General features: G+C 44.2%; 14 protein-coding genes. 6 read left to right on the forward strand and 8 right to left on the reverse strand.

All coding sequences use genetic code 11. From position 1 onward, the window contains the following. The first annotated feature begins 87 nt into the window (after positions 1 to 87). Entirely contained in the window at positions 88 to 1,257 is a 1,170-nt protein-coding gene (sucC, locus tag FME95_RS02405) for an ADP-forming succinate--CoA ligase subunit beta (protein ID WP_147712822.1), read from the forward strand. Continuing rightward, complete coding sequence (sucD, locus tag FME95_RS02410; RefSeq protein ID WP_147712824.1) at positions 1,254 to 2,126, forward strand: succinate--CoA ligase subunit alpha; 873 nt, start codon at positions 1,254 to 1,256, stop codon at positions 2,124 to 2,126. The genes sucC and sucD overlap by 4 nt, the downstream gene beginning before the upstream one ends. A gap of 121 nt (positions 2,127 to 2,247) precedes the next feature. On the opposite strand, the gene FME95_RS02415 is transcribed toward sucD, so the two are convergent. Continuing rightward, positions 2,248 to 2,535: a hypothetical protein gene (locus tag FME95_RS02415; RefSeq protein ID WP_147712826.1), complete on the reverse strand. Its 288-nt coding sequence runs from the start codon at positions 2,533 to 2,535 to the stop codon at positions 2,248 to 2,250. Between the two features lie 74 nt (positions 2,536 to 2,609). Further along, the gene (locus FME95_RS02420) at positions 2,610 to 3,935 is read right to left on the reverse strand and encodes an MFS transporter (protein WP_147712828.1); all 1,326 of its coding nucleotides are present in this window, start codon (positions 3,933 to 3,935) and stop codon (positions 2,610 to 2,612) included. Between the two features lie 226 nt (positions 3,936 to 4,161). Between FME95_RS02420 and htpG the strand changes: the two genes are divergently transcribed. Then, entirely contained in the window at positions 4,162 to 6,078 is a 1,917-nt protein-coding gene (gene htpG / locus FME95_RS02425) for a molecular chaperone HtpG (RefSeq protein WP_147712830.1), read from the forward strand. A gap of 164 nt (positions 6,079 to 6,242) precedes the next feature. Further along, a complete protein-coding gene (locus FME95_RS02430; protein WP_147712832.1) occupies positions 6,243 to 6,806 on the forward strand; it encodes a YfaZ family outer membrane protein in 564 nt (187 codons plus the stop codon). 139 nt (positions 6,807 to 6,945) lie between these two features. Here the strand turns inward: FME95_RS02430 and FME95_RS02435 are convergent, their stop codons facing one another. From FME95_RS02435 to mnmA, 4 genes are all read right to left on the reverse strand, one after another. Next, positions 6,946 to 8,082 carry a cupin domain-containing protein gene (locus FME95_RS02435; RefSeq protein WP_147712834.1) on the reverse strand — a complete coding sequence of 379 codons (1,137 nt, stop codon included), beginning with the start codon at positions 8,080 to 8,082 and terminating at the stop codon, positions 6,946 to 6,948. A 100-nt stretch (positions 8,083 to 8,182) separates the two neighbouring features. Beyond that, positions 8,183 to 9,550, reverse strand: a complete 1,368-nt coding sequence (purB, locus tag FME95_RS02440; RefSeq protein ID WP_147712835.1) for an adenylosuccinate lyase — start codon at positions 9,548 to 9,550, stop codon at positions 8,183 to 8,185. Between the two features lie 65 nt (positions 9,551 to 9,615). Beyond that, positions 9,616 to 10,242 carry a high frequency lysogenization protein HflD gene (gene hflD, locus FME95_RS02445; protein ID WP_147712836.1) on the reverse strand — a complete coding sequence of 209 codons (627 nt, stop codon included), beginning with the start codon at positions 10,240 to 10,242 and terminating at the stop codon, positions 9,616 to 9,618. Positions 10,243 to 10,249: 7 nt separating this feature from the next. Further along, on the reverse strand, positions 10,250 to 11,344 hold the full coding sequence (gene mnmA / locus FME95_RS02450) for a tRNA 2-thiouridine(34) synthase MnmA (RefSeq protein WP_147712837.1): 1,095 nt from the start codon (positions 11,342 to 11,344) through the stop codon (positions 10,250 to 10,252). A 316-nt stretch (positions 11,345 to 11,660) separates the two neighbouring features. Between mnmA and fabV the strand changes: the two genes are divergently transcribed. Then, entirely contained in the window at positions 11,661 to 12,839 is a 1,179-nt protein-coding gene (fabV, locus tag FME95_RS02455; protein ID WP_147712838.1) for an enoyl-ACP reductase FabV, read from the forward strand. Here fabV and FME95_RS02460 read toward each other — a convergent pair. After that, positions 12,751 to 13,467, reverse strand: coding sequence for a pseudouridine synthase (locus FME95_RS02460; RefSeq protein ID WP_147712839.1), 717 nt, complete (start codon positions 13,465 to 13,467; stop codon positions 12,751 to 12,753). The two genes, fabV and FME95_RS02460, sit on opposite strands and share 89 nt — an antisense overlap. 163 nt (positions 13,468 to 13,630) lie before the next feature. Between FME95_RS02460 and FME95_RS02465 the strand changes: the two genes are divergently transcribed. Beyond that, a complete protein-coding gene (locus FME95_RS02465; protein ID WP_147712840.1) occupies positions 13,631 to 15,862 on the forward strand; it encodes an NADP-dependent isocitrate dehydrogenase in 2,232 nt (743 codons plus the stop codon). A gap of 80 nt (positions 15,863 to 15,942) precedes the next feature. Here the strand turns inward: FME95_RS02465 and cspD are convergent, their stop codons facing one another. Then, positions 15,943 to 16,200, reverse strand: a complete 258-nt coding sequence (cspD, locus tag FME95_RS02470; protein ID WP_147712841.1) for a cold shock domain-containing protein CspD — start codon at positions 16,198 to 16,200, stop codon at positions 15,943 to 15,945. Positions 16,201 to 16,436 lie beyond the last annotated feature (236 nt).

A 16,436-nucleotide genomic window follows, 5' to 3' on the forward strand; every position in this document is an offset into this window, starting at 1 on the left:
ACGCAAACTCATTTTTAAACGTACAGTTTAAAAACTATCTAATAATAACTAGTGACCTAATAACAACTAAAAGAAGGCAGTGAAAATATGAACCTTCACGAATATCAAGGAAAACAACTTTTCAAACAATACGGTTTACCGGTTTCTGAGGGTTACGCATGTGACACCCCGGAAGAGGTAAGCGATGCTATTTCTAGAATTTCTGGCGATAAATGGATTGTAAAAACACAAGTCCATGCAGGCGGCCGAGGAAAAGCAGGCGGAGTTAAATTGGTTCAGTCGGCAGAAGAAGCTAAAGACTTTGCAGCGCAATGGCTGGGTAAAAATCTCGTTACTTTTCAAACAGACGCCAAAGGCCAACCGGTCAGTAAAATTTTAGTAGAGGCTTGTTGCTCCATTGAAAAGGAGTACTACTTAGGTGCCGTTGTTGACCGCTCTAGTCGCCGAATCGTTTTCATGGCTTCTACAGAGGGCGGCGTTGAAATCGAAAAAGTCGCTGAACAAACCCCTGAAAAAATCGTAAAAACAGAGATCGATCCATTGGCTGGACCTCAGGCTTATCAAGGGCGTGAACTCGCATTTAAGCTAGGACTTTCTGGCACTCAAATTAGGCAGTTCACTAATATATTTCTTGGTCTTGCCAAGTTGTTTATCGAAAAAGATTTAGCCTTAATTGAAATCAATCCATTAGTAACGACAACCGATGGTGACTTGCATTGCTTAGACTCTAAAGTAAGCATCGACAGCAATGCGCTGTATCGCCATAAAGATTTACAAGCCATGCATGACCCTAGCCAAGAAGATGCGCGAGAAGCTGAAGCGGCAGAGTGGGAGCTTAATTATGTAGCACTAGATGGCAACATCGGCTGCATGGTGAACGGTGCTGGTCTCGCAATGGGGACCATGGACATTGTTAACTTACATGGTGGCTCACCGGCTAACTTTTTAGACGTTGGCGGCGGCGCAACAAAAGAACGCGTTGCTGAAGCTTTTAAAATTATTTTATCAGATGACAATGTCAAAGCTGTATTCGTTAATATTTTTGGCGGCATTGTTCGGTGCGACATGATCGCCGAAGGCGTCATCGGTGCGGTAGAAGAAGTCGGGGTCAAGGTGCCTGTTATTGTTCGTTTAGAAGGCAATAACGCTGAGTTAGGCTCTAAAAAATTAGCTCAAAGTGGGTTAAATATTATTGCGGCATCCTCTTTAGCTGACGGCGCAAAACAGGCTGTTGCAGCGGCAGGAGGTGCACAATGAGCATTTTAATTAATAAAAATACCAAAGTTATATGCCAAGGTTTTACCGGAGCTCAAGGTACTTTTCATAGTGAGCAGGCGATTGATTATGGAACGCAAATGGTTGGCGGTGTTTCCCCAGGAAAAGGTGGCACTCAACATCTAGGGTTGCCAGTTTTTAATACCGTACGTGAAGCAGTACAGGCTACTGGGGCACAAGCAACGGTTATTTATGTTCCGGCTCCTTTCTGTAAGGATGCCATTATCGAGGCTGCAGACAGCGGTATTGAACTGATCGTTTGCATCACCGAAGGTATCCCAACCTTAGATATGTTAGTCGCCAAAGAGTACGTCGACCGTAAAGGCGTTCGTATGATTGGTCCTAACTGTCCAGGGGTTATTACACCAGATGAATGCAAGATCGGTATTATGCCTGGACACATTCATCGACCAGGAAAGGTCGGGATTGTTTCTCGTTCAGGTACGCTGACTTACGAGGCTGTTAAGCAGACGACCGATCATGGCTTTGGTCAATCAACCTGTGTTGGTATCGGTGGCGATCCGATACCTGGCTCTAACTTTATTGATATTTTGCAGTTATTTGAGCAAGACCCAGCAACGGAAGCGATTGTAATGATCGGTGAAATTGGTGGCACAGCAGAAGAAGAGGCAGCAGCCTTTATTAAAGCCAATGTTACCAAACCGGTTGTTTCTTACATTGCTGGCGTAACAGCGCCGCCGGGTAAACGCATGGGGCATGCCGGTGCTATCATTTCTGGCGGCAAGGGCACAGCAGATGAGAAATTTGCAGCACTGAATGACGCTGGCGTTAAAACGGTTCGTTCGTTAGCAGATATCGGTAGCGCTTTAAAAGAGATTACCGGCTGGTAATTTGAGCAGAAAGTTTCTTCGCATAAAAAAGCGACCACTGAGGTCGCTTTTTTTATGGCTATTTTTTTTACTTACTTTTTTTCTTTTTATTTATTTATTTATTTAGCAAGTAAGCAAGCAATCAGTCTTTGCTATCGTCTCTATTAACTACTTCACCCTCAATAACATCGTTTTGACGAAACTGAGATTGATAACGATGGAAGTGCTTTGGGCCAGAGAATAATGGCCGGCCAGTGATTTTCATCTTGATTTTATTAACGATAGCTAAGGTAAATGCAATCACTGCGAAACTAATAATGAAAACCATACCGATCCAGAATAGGCTGATCATTAAGAATACAGAGACTGCAAATATTAAAAAGCGTTGCCACAGTGGCCGATTATAGAGGTGTTTAAAATGTATATTCACGTACTAGCCTTAATGCATGGTCTGAATTTCTATATTGCAGCCATTGTTACTTATTTCAATTGAATTTTGTCAGTTTAATGGCTATTTAACGCTTTATTTACAGGCACTTTAATTAACAGAAAGGCTCCTATTAGAAAATAAACCAAAATTAGCAGTAGACTATTTTGCCGACCGACAAGATCGCTTAAAGGCCCAAACAGCATCGCTAAGATAATCGCTAGCCTAGAAAAGGTGCCCCACAAGCCGAAGATAAAGGCAGAATCCTGACCACTGGCAAATCGTCCAACAATGGCTCGGCTAGATGATTGGGTTGCACCTAAGGCAGAGCCTGCGATAAAGCAAATAACAATAAATAGCTGAGACATCGAAATGTTTGTCCAATAACTGAGAGAGGCTAAAAAGTAAATTGCACAAACACCTAGCACCCATAAGGCAATCGAATAAAGAATCGCGGCCTTAGAGCCGACTTTATCATCCAGCAAGCCAAATAATATGGCGCCAATCATAGAGCTGACTTGTAACGTTGCGCCGACAATAATTAATTCGGCACCACTGATACCAATTTCTTCCGTAGCATAAATCCCCATAAACTTTACAACCACAGCGACGCCAGCGGTATAAACCAAGAAAGCTAAAAAGAACTGAAACATACTCGGTTTATCTCGGCTCAAGCTTTTTAATTGCCGAATCTGTTGCCAGGCTAGGAGTAACAATTGCGATGATGAGATCTTGTTACCTTCTTTTGTTAATGGTGTGGGTGGCGTTTGTTTAACGACAAAAAACAACGGCAATGCAGCAATACCATAGAAGAGGGCAATCATTAGCATCGCTAACTGATTTTGGTGGATGTACTGCTGGATATTATTTTCTGCCGAGGCGGTAATAATCATGAAGACCAAAATCAAGCTCAATAAACCGCCAATGTAGCCAATGCCCCAACCAAAGCCAGAGACGGAGCCAATGTTTTTCTCATTACTGATGTCGGTTAAAAAACTGGCATTGAACGACTCCGATAGCATCCAGGCTGTATTACTGATGACCAATAAAAACATCCCCAATGCCAAATCATTCGGTCCAACAAAATAGAGCAGCGCTGTACTGATAACCGATGTGAGTGTACAAACACCTAAATACTGTTTTTTACGGCCGGTGATATCACACAGCGCGCCAATATAAGGAGCTGCAAAAATACTAATAAGAGTCGAGAGGCTTATCGTCGCGGCCCAAAGAGAGTTCTTTAAATGAGCAAGCTCTGGCGGAATGATGTAAGACATGAAAAAAGCAGAATAGACAAAGGTGATGACTACGGTGGTATAGCTGCTATTGGCGAAATCATATAGCGCCCAGCTGATGATTTCTCGCTTGGGGGTCTTCTCAGGCGCCATTAGGTAGCTTTTCATGCAATATCTCCAGAACGACAAGGCAAATGTAATAGGGCGTATTTCAGTTATCTAAAAGCACATCTCTAAAAGAGCAATTACTTAAGAGCTCAGGTTTTTAAGGATAATGTACTTTTAATATGGCAGTAAGGTGTCTTCCTAAGGTTATACCCTTGAATTAGAGTTAATAATCCCCATTCTAGCGTCAAACTTACTCACTTGGCATAACAACACTGGAAGAGGGAATATGTCTGAAAACACTCAACAATCGATGAGCTTTCAAACGGAAGTAAAGCAACTATTACATCTGATGATCCACTCCTTGTATTCGAATAAAGAAATTTTCATGCGAGAGTTGGTATCAAATGCTTCTGACGCTTGTGATAAGTTGCGTTTTCAATCATTGAAAGATGACAGCCTTATGGCTGAGAACAGCGATTTAAGAATCCGCATCAGCGTCGATAAAGAGGCCAATACCATTGCAATCGAAGACACCGGTATTGGTATGACACGCGATGAGGTTGTTCAAAACCTAGGCACCATTGCACGTTCTGGTACGGCTGACTTCTTGAAAAATTTGACCGGCGATGAACGCAAAGATAGCCAGCTGATTGGTCAGTTTGGTGTTGGTTTTTATTCATCCTTTATTGTTGCCAAAGCTGTTGATGTTTATACCCGAAAAGCAGGGCATGCCGCAGAAGAAGGCGTGCATTGGCACAGCGAAGGCGAAGGTGAGTTCACAATCGACGACGCCATCTTGCCTCAGCGCGGCACTAAAATCGTGCTGCACCTAAAAGCTGAAGAAAGTGAATTTGCCGATGATTGGCGTTTAAAAAGTCTGGTTAAAAAATACTCTGATCACATTTCTGTACCCGTGCAAATGCTTGAAGAAAAATTTGCAGCACCAGAAGAAGGTGAAGAAGAAGCCAAACCCCAAGAGCCAACATGGGAAAACGTAAACAGCGCTAAGGCGTTGTGGACACGTTCTCGTAGCGATGTTAAGGATGAAGAATACCAAGAGCTATACCGCCATATTTCTCACGATTACGGCGATGCATTGACTTGGAGTCATAACAAAGTTGAAGGCAAGTTGGACTACACCAGCTTGTTGTATATTCCTAAAAAAGCACCTTACGACTTATGGAATCGTGAGCGTGTGCGTGGCCTTAAGTTATACGTTAATCGCGTCTTTATCATGGACGACGTTGAACAGTTTCTGCCTATGTACTTGCGCTTTGTGAAGGGTATTGTCGATTCCAATGATTTGCCTCTAAACGTCAGTCGCGAAATTCTACAAAACGATTCAACCATCGAAAGTATTAAGTCTGCGTTAGTAAAGCGTGTTCTTGATATGTTGGAAAAACTGGCGAAGAAAAAACCAGAAGAGTATCAAGAGTTTTGGCAAGAGTTTGGTCAGGTGCTTAAAGAAGGCCCGGCAGAAGACATGGCCAACAAAGAAAAGGTCGCAGGTTTATTGCGCTTTGCAACCAGTCACAGTGGTGAGGCAAAACAAGATGTTGCCCTGGTTGATTACATTGAGCGCATGAAAGAAGGTCAGGACAAAATTTATTATGTTTGTGCTGACAGCCATCAAACCGCTAAGAACAGCCCGCATTTAGAAGTCTTCCGCAAGAAGGGTATCGAAGTGTTGTTGTTATCTGATCGCATCGACGAATGGTTAATGAGTTACCTACAAGAATTCGATGGTAAGTCATTTGTTGATGTCGCGCGTGGCGGCTTAGACTTAGGTGATATTGAGTCAGAAGAAGAAAAGCAAGCGCAAGAAAAAGCCAATGATGAGCACAAAGACCTGATTGGTAAAATGAAGACTCTGTTTGCTGAAGAGGTTGCCGATGTTCGCATGACGCATCGTCTGGTTGAGTCTCCAGCCTGTATTGTGGTTGGCGATGATGACATGGGTGCTCAAATGCGCCGAATCATGGAAGCCGCTGGGCAGCAGGTGCCGGAAACAAAACCGACATTGGAGCTAAACCCAGAACACCCATTGGTTCAGCGTTTGGAGCAAGAATCCAATGACGATCGCTTTAATGATCTGGCCAATATCCTACTGGAGCAGTCTCGTCTTGCCGAAGGCTCTAGCTTAAAGGATTCAGCGAGCTTCGTTTCACGTTTGAATAAACTCTTGCTAGAAATGATGTCTTAAACTGTCATTGTAAAATTCATTAAAAAACGATCCTCAAATTGCATCATGCCCTTATCGGCGTGATACAAAAATGAGACTATCCGCAAAGCCTTACTTTTAGCCTCTTGCATAAGTGGTTTAAGTAAGGCTTTATTACAAAGTTTAAGTATCTTGGAGAAAGATAAATGCTGTTGAAAAAGGTCATTGTATCTGGAGTTATTCTTGCCTCTTCTATTGTGGCCAATGCGGGCGGCGCTATTGATTTTTCTTTAGCGGATGATTCTATCCGTATCGAGCACGATGCTGTTTTGGTTGGTACCGGGGCTCACTTTACTACCGGCTATCTGTACAACGAAGCGAATTCCAGCTGGGGATTAACCGCTGGCTTTAATGCGGTCGATGCTTCGATGGCTAATCAGGACCTCATTGGCGGTGTTGGTTTTAAGGCAATTCTAATCTCTTCAGAAGTGGATGACTTTGCTTTAGCGACTGGCGTTGGCGGTTTTATTCGCTATCAGCCTTATGTCTTAAATGGCTTAGGTATTGAGGGCGATGCCTATGTTGCACCGAGCATTCTAAGTTTTGGTGAGCTTAACTATGTGCATGAATTATTGGCACGAGTAACCTATCAGGTGCTGCCTCAGGCTCGGATCTTTGTTGGTTATTACGATGTTCGTGGTAACTACAATGCGCGCAATAATGTCGAGATTGATTCGACTTTCCATGTCGGCTTTAGAATGGCGTACTAATCGTATTCGTAATTTACTGATTAGTAGCTGCCTAGTATTTGGCTAGCTAGTTAAAATCTAACTGGATTGTAGATGGCCCATCAGCAATGCTAGATGGGCTTTTTTGTGCTCGTCAATTTTGTCTTTAATCGGTTTCTGGTTAATCCTGATCGAAAAACAACACGCCGTAGATGAATAGTTGGAACAGCAAGGTGTGACTCTCGATTTGATCGAACGGTGATCTATTGTCGCTTTCAAATACAGCGGTTGAGCAAATGACTTCAAGGTCTTGGGCCTCAAGCTGGCTGTCGAATCGATGGCCGTCTGCAAATAGGGCAGAGCCATAATAGGCAAAGCGGCTAGTCGGGTTCTTGTATAACGGCTGCTGATGCCATTGAGCCATAAAGGACTCAAAGTCTAGATCGTCAAATGGCTCTGCCTCATTGTATTTGGGTTGAGTCATGTATTGGCCTAACCACTGCGCTAGCTGCTCATCACTGGAGTTGCGTTCAATAATGGCCTTTAATCGCTGAATGTCCTCACTGAGTAATGCATGAGGATGTGCATTTCGCTGTGACAGTTTTGGGTCTTGATAACGTTGGAATTCCGACAATTGATCACTTAAAAAATAGCCAAACTCGGTGATGAATTCACTGTCAGAGGGGGCTCTAAAGCCCACTGAAAGCGTCAGGCTATCACCGATAGATTCACTCCAGTGAGCAACCCCAGGCGGAATATAAAGCAGGTCGCCAGGCTCGGTGATCCAGCTTTCTTGTTGCTCAAATTCTTGCAGTACCTTAACGGGTAAATCTTCGAGCAGCTCGCTATTTTCATTACAATGCTGTCCAACCTTCCAATGACGCTTGCCTGATAGCTGAATTAGGAAGACGTCATATTGATCGTAATGTGGACCGACACCGCCGCCTTCAACAGCAAAGGAAATCATCATGTCGTCCATGCGCCAGCGCGGTAAAAACTGAAAGGCAGAGAAACTATCGTTTACAGCTTCTATCCAGTGATCCACCGCTTGTACTAGCAATGTCCAGTGGCTATCAGGTAACGATTGATAGTCTTTTTCGGTGAATGGGCCGTGCTGCACTTGCCAGTCATTAGGCTGATCTGCCGAATTAGAAATGAGCCTAGATTCAGCTTCGGGTTCACATGCCAGTGCCATTAATTCTTCTTGGCTAATCAGCTCTTCTGATGAAAATGACTCTCTAACCAGTAATGGCTTTTGTTGCCAGTAGTCAGCTAGAAATTCTTGTGGGTTGATGTGTTTTAGCGTCGCTGAAGGCATGAGAGGTACTCTAGGGTTACAGGAAGGTCAATCTGAAAGACTAAGGGGCTGTAAACAGCCCCTTTATTTAAGTCATTTAAGCATTCATAAGTCTAAAAGCTTAGATGTTTTTTGCCTGAGTCGCCGCATTACCGGTATAGAGCGCCGGAGTCATTGCCAATAATGCTTCTTTGGCCTCTGACGGTAGCTGCAACTGGTTTACAAACTCAACCATCATCTGTTCGGTAATGGCACGGCCTCGAGTGAAGGCTTTAAGCTTTTCATAGGGCTCTTCAATCGCGTAACGGCGCATTACCGTTTGAATCGGTTCTGCCATGACTTCCCATGCGTTGTTTAGGTCATCAGCCAATCTCTGTTCATTAACTTCAAGTTTGCTGATGCCTTTTAGGCTGGCTTGATAAGCGATCAAACTGTGCGCTAAGCCAACGCCCATAGTGCGCAACACAGTTGAGTCTGTTAGGTCGCGCTGCCAACGAGAAATTGGTAATTTCTCAGCAAGGTGAGCCAGCATTGCGTTAGCAATACCTAGGTTGCCTTCTGAGTTTTCAAAGTCGATAGGGTTGACCTTATGCGGCATCGTTGAGCTACCAACTTCTCCTGCAATGGTTTTTTGCTTGAAGTAGCCTTGAGAAATATAACCCCAAACATCACGGTCGAAATCGATCAAAATAACGTTGAAGCGACTGATCGCATTAAACAACTCAGCAATGTAGTCGTGCGGCTCAATTTGAGTGGTGTAAGGGTTCCACGTGAGCCCTAAAGAGGTGACAAATTGCTCTGCATTTTTTTGCCAGTCGATATCGCTGTAGGCAGAAAGATGAGCATTGTAGTTACCGACAGCACCATTGATTTTGCCTAGGTATTCAATATTTTCGATCTGCTTAATTTGACGCTGCAAGCGATAGGCGACGTTGGCGAATTCTTTACCAACGGTTGTTGGTGAGGCTGTTTGTCCATGCGTTCTGGCCAGCATTGGTACATCAGCAAGGTCGTGAGCAACCGTTTGAATGGCAACAAAGGTTTCTTTTAATGTCGGTAGAATGACATTGCGGATACCGTTGCTAAGCATGAGCGCGTGAGACAGGTTGTTAATGTCTTCTGAGGTGCAAGCAAAATGAACAAACTCAAGTACAGCTTCAAGTTCTTCATTGCCTTTAAATTTATTCTTTAGAAAATATTCAACCGCTTTAACATCGTGATTGGTCGTTGCTTCGATTTGCTTAATTTCTTGTGCATCAGCAGGAGAGAATTGAGCAATCAAGTTGTCGAGGAAGTCATGAGTGCTGGCTGAAAAGGCAGGGCATTCGGCAATATCGGTGATATTAGAAAGCTGTTGTAACCAGCGAACTTCAACTTCTACGCGGTAACGAATCAAGCCGAATTCACTGAAGTATTCTCTAAGGGCCGATGTTTTATTGCCGTATCGGCCGTCAACAGGGGATATGGCGGTAAGGGCGGAAAGTTCCATAAAAGTAAGCCTATTTCTTGCGATCGAGGAAAGAAAACGACGCGCATTATACCTAAATGATCCGATTAGACCATTTTAACCAGCTGCTCAGACTGAGCTTTTATTTTTGATCGACGAGTCAAGAAATGCCAGCGATGGCCATTTGCCTGACGCCAAAGCATGGCACAGCGAATGCCAAACAGCAGGATGGTACGTATTTTTTCGGCGACTTGCGGATTTTTTAAATGCCCTGGGTTGCCGACGACGCGAATACGAAAACTTAACTGGCTGAGTGTTTTTTCATAACACTGAGCGGTAGAGGCCACTACAGCCTCATGGGTATAGCTATCAAAATAACGTTGCTGATCAACGGTTCGATCTAAGGCGTTAGATAGCACTTCCATTAGATCTGGGCGTTCGGCCAGTTTGCTTTGCGCGGCAATAATGCCCATGGCGTACTGCAGAACTTCCCGATTGATATCTCGGCTGTTTTTTGACATCGCTTTGTTTAAAGCGTTGAACCCTATCACTAGGTTTTCACGACCTTGGAAGACGTCGTCATAGGAACTAGGCGATAAGTTAAGAATACTGGCAACGGTGTTTTCTAACTGTTTAGGCTCAATAGAACCAGACTTGGCCAAGTTATCGACCAGAGTTGCGGCTTGAAATACGCCGGCCAGAGCCAGCGTTTGGCGAGAAAGATCAGATTCCATATTGAGTTTACTTCCAAGTTTCTTCTATAACACCGCCACCTAGGCAGATGTCATCTAGATAAAAGACCGCCGACTGCCCAGGGGTAATTGCGCGTTGTGGCTGATCAAAATCGGCCTGCAGTTTGCCTTGCTCATTAAGTGACAGGGTGCAGCTTTGATCAGGCTGGCGATAGCGATGTTTACAGCTAACTTTTATCGGTAGTTCTGGGCCTTTATCGTCCACCCAGTAGACATTAGACATCGATAACGCATGGGTAAATAGCGAAGGGTGATCGGTACCTTGAACCACGACAAGATGGTTTTTAGTTAAGTCTTTATCGGCGACAAACCATGGCGCTTCACCGTATTTTGTACCACCAATACCCAAGCCTTGACGCTGACCAATGGTGTAATACATAAGGCCTTGATGCTGACCGATAACATCGCCTTGCTCCGTGACAATATCGCCCGGTTGTGCAGGGATGTACTGTTTTAAGAAGTCAGCAAAGCGGCGCTCGCCAATAAAGCAAATGCCGGTGCTGTCTTTCTTTTTAGCTGTAGCCAGCTGATATTTTTCGGCGACTTGACGTACAACGGGTTTTTCCATATCGCCAATTGGAAAGAGTGTTTTGGCAAACTGTTCATGACCAACAGCATGCAGGAAATAACTTTGGTCTTTGTTGTTGTCTAAGCCTCGTAACAAAACTGCTTGACCGTTGACTTCGGTTGTTCGTGCGTAGTGTCCAGTGGCGATTTTATCGGCGCCTAGAGCAAGGGCGTAATCCAAAAAGGCTTTGAATTTAATTTCTCGGTTACAAAGGATATCAGGGTTCGGCGTGCGTCCAGCTTTGTATTCTGCAAGGAAGTGCTCGAACACATCGTCCCAATATTCGGCGGCAAAGTTTGCGGTATGTAATTTTATACCCAGCTTATCAGCGACAGCTTGAGCATCTTTTAAATCTTCTATCGCGGTGCAGTATTCGGTGCCATCGTCCTCATCCCAGTTCTTCATGAACAGGCCTTCGACCTGATAGCCAGCTTCAAGTAATAAAGCTGCAGTCACAGAAGAATCGACACCGCCAGACATACCGACAATGACTTTAGTTGAGGAAAGAGAGTTCATGGGTGGCTCCGATAAAACTTGAAATATACAATGGGTTCACTCAAGGCGAGTTCAAGGTGAATTAAAGCTGCCAGCGGCAGATGTTTATGAACACAGTTGGTAGTGAAGGCAGTATTATACCCTGTAACCAGTCGTGGCGACATTAGCGTGACAGTGGTGTGACACGCTAATTAGTTATTAAATTCACAACTCTTATTCGCACGTTAAAATCGAAGTCATCGCAAGGGTCGATTACTATAACGACCTAAGTTTCGTTTTTAACGAGTAGAATCCTAATTCGTTGTCTATTGTACCCAATTTAGAAGGAATACCTTATATGGTCATCAAGCCCAAAATTCGAGGTTTTATTTGTACAACAGCTCATCCAGTCGGTTGTGCAAAAAACGTTCAAGAACAGATCGACTATGTTGCCAGTCATAAAACAGACGTTGATGGGCCAAAAAATGTATTGGTGATTGGTTGTTCAAATGGTTACGGACTTGCCTCTCGCATTACTTCTGCGTTTGGTTTTAATGCTAATACCCTAGGCGTGATGTTTGAAAAAGAGCCGACAGAACGCCGTACAGCATCCGCAGGCTGGTATAACACGGTCGCCTTCGAAAAGGCTGCTGCAGAAAAAGGCCTGTATGCAGAATCTCTTAATGTCGATGCGTTTTCTAATGAAGCCAAGCAAGATGCCATCGCCAAGATTAAACAAAACATGGGCAAGGTTGACCTTGTTGTTTACAGCCTTGGAGCGCCGCGTCGTAAAGACCCAAATACCGGTGATATTTACTCTTCAACGCTGAAGCCAATTGGTGAAGAAGTTACGCGTAAGAACCTTAATACCGATACTCGAGAAGTTTCTGATATCACGCTAGAGCCAGCAAATGATGACGAAATCTTTAACACTGTGAAAGTTATGGGTGGAGAAGATTGGGAAATGTGGATGGACGCTCTTGCTGAGGCGGATGTCTTAGCTGAAGGTGTTAAGACCACTGCCTACACGTACATCGGTAAAGATTTGACCTGGCCTATTTATGGCGGTGCCACTATCGGTAAGGCAAAAGAAGATTTGGATCGTGCTGCAAAGGCTATTTCAGCCAAACTAGAAGGCTCACTTGGCGGTAAAGGTTATGTTTCTGTATTGAAGGCTTTAGTGACTCAGTCGAGCAGCGCCATTCCTGTTATGCCACTATATATTTCGGCACTGTACAAAGTGATGAAAGAAGAGGGCACACATGAAGGCTGCATCGAGCAGATCTTTGGTCTGTTCTATAAAGAAATTTACGCCGATGGCGCGCTTAATCTAGACAGTACTGGCCGTATCCGCATGGAAGACAATGAATTGAAAGACTCCGTGCAGAGCAAAGTTGCAGACATCTGGGCCAAGGTAAACAGCGATAATTTGGACGAGTTAACCGACTTTAGCGGTTACCAGAACGAATTTTACCGCCTGTTCGGTTTTGGTTTCGACGACGTTGATTACGATGCGGATGTGAATCCGATCGTTTAGTCGCTGCCTTCACTGGCGCAGCCGTTTTAGCATGGCGGCTGTGCTGGTTTGTCATTCTTTTTATCCCCAATGCCTGATACAGCTGCTGTTCCGACAGCTCTTTACTCTCGCCGCTGGCTAGTTGATCCAACGTTAAATCCCCGATGGCATAACGCACCAAGCGCAGTGTTGGGTGATTAATAGCCGCTGTCATTCGCCGAACCTGGCGGTTTTTCCCTTCTGTTATGGTAATTTTAAGCCAACTCGTTGGTATCTCTTTGCGCTCCCGAATAGGCGGCGTTCTTGGCCAAAGCCACTCAGGTTGAGCCACTAATTCAGCTTCGCAGGGTCTTGTCATACCATCTTTTAGTTCCACTCCAAGCCTTAGCTGAGATAGGCTCTCAGCCGACGGAATGCCTTCAACCTGAACCATATAGGTCTTTGGCACTTTAAATTTTGGATTCATTAAGTGGTGGATGAATGGTCCATTATTTGTTAAAAGTAACAGCCCCTCGGAGTCATAATCTAAGCGTCCAGCGCCGTAGATGTCCGGAATTTTGATATAATCAGCCAATGTGGCTTTACCGGTATCATCAGTGAACTGGGTTAATACTCGGAAGGGTTTGTTAAATAGGATGTACCGAAACATGATAGGTTGAGCTCGTGCGAATAGAGTTTTATCAAAGTATATTCAGGCTAAAGTTTGATTACATTAGTTTGTTCAACTGATTAGCCTTATTTGTTATTCGCAATCGCATTTACAGCTAGATTAAAAAATGGTCTGTATCTTTCTTTAAATATTAGGAATAAATATGACTGATAATAAAGCAACAATAATTTATACCGAAACGGACGAAGCCCCAGCACTGGCGACATACTCGTTATTACCCATTATTCAAGCCTTTACCAGTGCCGCTGATATCAGTGTAGAGACACGCGATATCTCATTAGCAGGTCGGGTGATTGCGAACTTTCCAGAATATTTAAAAGAGCACCAGCGTATTCCTGATGCCTTGGCCGAGTTAGGCGAGCTGGCGACCAAGCCAGACGCCAATATTATTAAACTTCCGAATATCTCAGCGTCCGTCCCTCAGCTGTTGGCAACTATCGATGAGTTGCAAAAGCAGGGCTACGATTTACCAAATTACCCTGAAGAGCCATCTAACGACGAAGAAGCCAGCATTAAAGCTCGCTATGATCGAATTAAAGGCAGTGCGGTAAACCCAGTGTTACGTGAAGGTAACTCAGATCGCCGTGCGCCAGGTTCAGTTAAGCAATATGCACAAAAAAACCCACACAGCATGGGTAAATGGAGTGCAGACTCGAAATCTCACGTTTCCAGCATGAGCTCTGGTGATTTTTACGATAGTGAAAAATCAGTCACGCTAAAAGATGCGACTGAATTTAAGATCGAATTACATCGTGCTACTGGTGAAGTCGACCTGTTAAAAGGCTTTGCGCCGCTGTTGGCAGGTGAGATTATCGATACTTCGGTCATGAATGTGGCGGCATTGAAGCGATTTATTGAAGAGCAAATTAAAGAAGCCAAAGAGCAGGGTGTGCTGTTCTCGCTGCATTTAAAAGCGACGATGATGAAGGTCAGTGATCCAATTATCTTTGGCCACGCGGTGAGTGTTTTCTATAAAGATGTACTTACTAAATACAGTGCTGAATTCGAAGCTATTGGCTTAGATGTTAACAATGGTATTGGTGATCTGTACTCGAAAATGTCGCAACTGCCAGAAGATGTACAAAAAGCGATTCAGCAGGATATGGACGCGCTTTATGGCCAAGCACCTGAGCTGGCTATGGTTAATTCCGACAAAGGCATCACCAATTTACACGTGCCGAGTGATGTGATTATCGATGCATCTATGCCTGCAATGATTCGTACTTCGGGTCAAATGTGGGGAGCAGATGGCAAGTCTCACGACACGAAAGCGGTTATTCCTGATCGTTGTTACGCGGGTGTGTATCAAACAACCATCGAATTCTGTAAGAAGAACGGTGCTTTTGACCCGACTACGATGGGCACAGTGCCTAACGTTGGTCTTATGGCTCAAAAGGCTGAAGAATACGGCTCGCACGATAAAACATTTGAAGTTGCAGCCAGTGGCACAGTTAAAGTCATCGACAGCGACGGTAACGTTCTGCTTGAACAAGCGGTCGAAGCCGGTGACATTTTCCGTATGTGCCAAGTGAAGGATGCGCCGATTCAAGATTGGGTTAAGCTTGCTGTGAGTCGTGCAAAAGATACAGGCTGGCCAACGGTATTCTGGCTCGATAAAGGTCGTGCTCATGATCGTGAGCTGATCAAGAAGGTAGAAGAGTATCTAACAAACTACGATACCAAAGGCTTAGATATCCAAATTATGAGCCCAGTCGATGCCACTTCGCACGCTCTAACTCGCATGAAAGCGGGCAAGAACACCATTTCTGTTACCGGCAACGTATTGCGTGATTACCTTACTGATTTATTCCCTATTTTAGAGTTGGGTACCTCAGCCAAGATGTTATCAATTGTACCGTTGATGAATGGTGGCGGCTTGTTTGAAACCGGAGCCGGCGGTTCTGCGCCTAAGCACGTACAGCAGTTCAACGAAGAGAACCATTTGCGTTGGGACTCTCTAGGTGAGTTTCTTGCATTAGCGGCGTCTTTAGAGCACTTGGCTAAGCGTTTTGATAACGACAAGGCATTGGTTTTAGCAAAAACACTCGACCAAGCAACGGCTGAGTTTTTAGAGACGAATAAGAGCCCATCGCGAAAAGTAGGTGAAATTGATAACCGTGGCAGTCATTTTTACTTGGCGCTTTACTGGGCTGACGCACTAGCAAATCAACAAGAAAATTCCGATCTAGCTACAATCTTTAAATCGGTTGCTGAGAATATGAAGGCTGAAGAGGCTAACATTGTAGCGGAGCTGAACTCTGTTCAGGGTAAGCCTGTAGACATTGGTGGCTATTATAAGCCGAATACGGAATTGGTTTCTGAGGCAATGCGCCCAAGCAAAGAATTGAACCGATTAATTGAGATGATTGGTTAATCGAGCGTTGTTTGAGTCGCTTAAATAACGAGCCCGGCAATAGCCGGGCTTTTTTATGTCAATCTGTTAATTGTTTAAAATTAAGCAGTGACGGAGTCGTTAGCTTTTTCTGTGGCTTTGTTGTCGACTTCCATTTCGATGGGCTGAATATTCACAGCGTGAATACCTCGTTCGGATTTAACCGTTTCAAACTCTACCGCTTGGCCAGCTTTCAACGTTTTATATCCTTCCATTTGAATAGAAGAGAAGTGTGCAAACAGGTCGTCTTTATAATCATCGCTGACAATAAAACCAAACCCTTTGACGTTGTTGAACCATTTTACGTTCCCTATTGGCATAGTGTACCCCTTTATAACTTTTTATTATTTGTTTTTGGATTTCCCTGTTGGTTTGTTGCTATGGATTGCTCCGACAACGCTACCAACGACTGCGCGCGAGTGATATAAAACTATCTGGATCACGAACTTCGCCACGAATGTATGGAATACCGTTGAATATACTAAGTCAACCCCAATCTGGTAGTTATATGATGCAGTCGGCGTTATGCACTCTTCGTCAGATTGATTAAACTAAC

It is taken from the genome of Reinekea thalattae (assembly GCF_008041945.1).
GTDB lineage: Bacteria > Pseudomonadota > Gammaproteobacteria > Pseudomonadales > Natronospirillaceae > Reinekea > Reinekea thalattae.

Excerpts from the sequence above, each read along its gene's own strand:
- fabV (WP_147712838.1), top strand. The coding sequence starts at position 11,661 with ATGGTCATCAAGCCCAAAATTCGAGGTTTTATTTGTACAACAGCTCAT.
- FME95_RS02420 (WP_147712828.1), bottom strand. The coding sequence starts at position 3,935 with ATGAAAAGCTACCTAATGGCGCCTGAGAAGACCCCCAAGCGAGAAATC.
- cspD (WP_147712841.1), bottom strand. The coding sequence starts at position 16,200 with ATGCCAATAGGGAACGTAAAATGGTTCAACAACGTCAAAGGGTTTGGT.
- sucD (WP_147712824.1), top strand. The coding sequence starts at position 1,254 with ATGAGCATTTTAATTAATAAAAATACCAAAGTTATATGCCAAGGTTTT.
- FME95_RS02435 (WP_147712834.1), bottom strand. The coding sequence starts at position 8,082 with ATGCCTTCAGCGACGCTAAAACACATCAACCCACAAGAATTTCTAGCT.
- FME95_RS02465 (WP_147712840.1), top strand. The coding sequence starts at position 13,631 with ATGACTGATAATAAAGCAACAATAATTTATACCGAAACGGACGAAGCC.
- FME95_RS02460 (WP_147712839.1), bottom strand. The coding sequence starts at position 13,467 with ATGTTTCGGTACATCCTATTTAACAAACCCTTCCGAGTATTAACCCAG.
- hflD (WP_147712836.1), bottom strand. The coding sequence starts at position 10,242 with ATGGAATCTGATCTTTCTCGCCAAACGCTGGCTCTGGCCGGCGTATTT.
- mnmA (WP_147712837.1), bottom strand. The coding sequence starts at position 11,344 with ATGAACTCTCTTTCCTCAACTAAAGTCATTGTCGGTATGTCTGGCGGT.
- sucC (WP_147712822.1), top strand. The coding sequence starts at position 88 with ATGAACCTTCACGAATATCAAGGAAAACAACTTTTCAAACAATACGGT.
- purB (WP_147712835.1), bottom strand. The coding sequence starts at position 9,550 with ATGGAACTTTCCGCCCTTACCGCCATATCCCCTGTTGACGGCCGATAC.
- htpG (WP_147712830.1), top strand. The coding sequence starts at position 4,162 with ATGTCTGAAAACACTCAACAATCGATGAGCTTTCAAACGGAAGTAAAG.
- FME95_RS02430 (WP_147712832.1), top strand. The coding sequence starts at position 6,243 with ATGCTGTTGAAAAAGGTCATTGTATCTGGAGTTATTCTTGCCTCTTCT.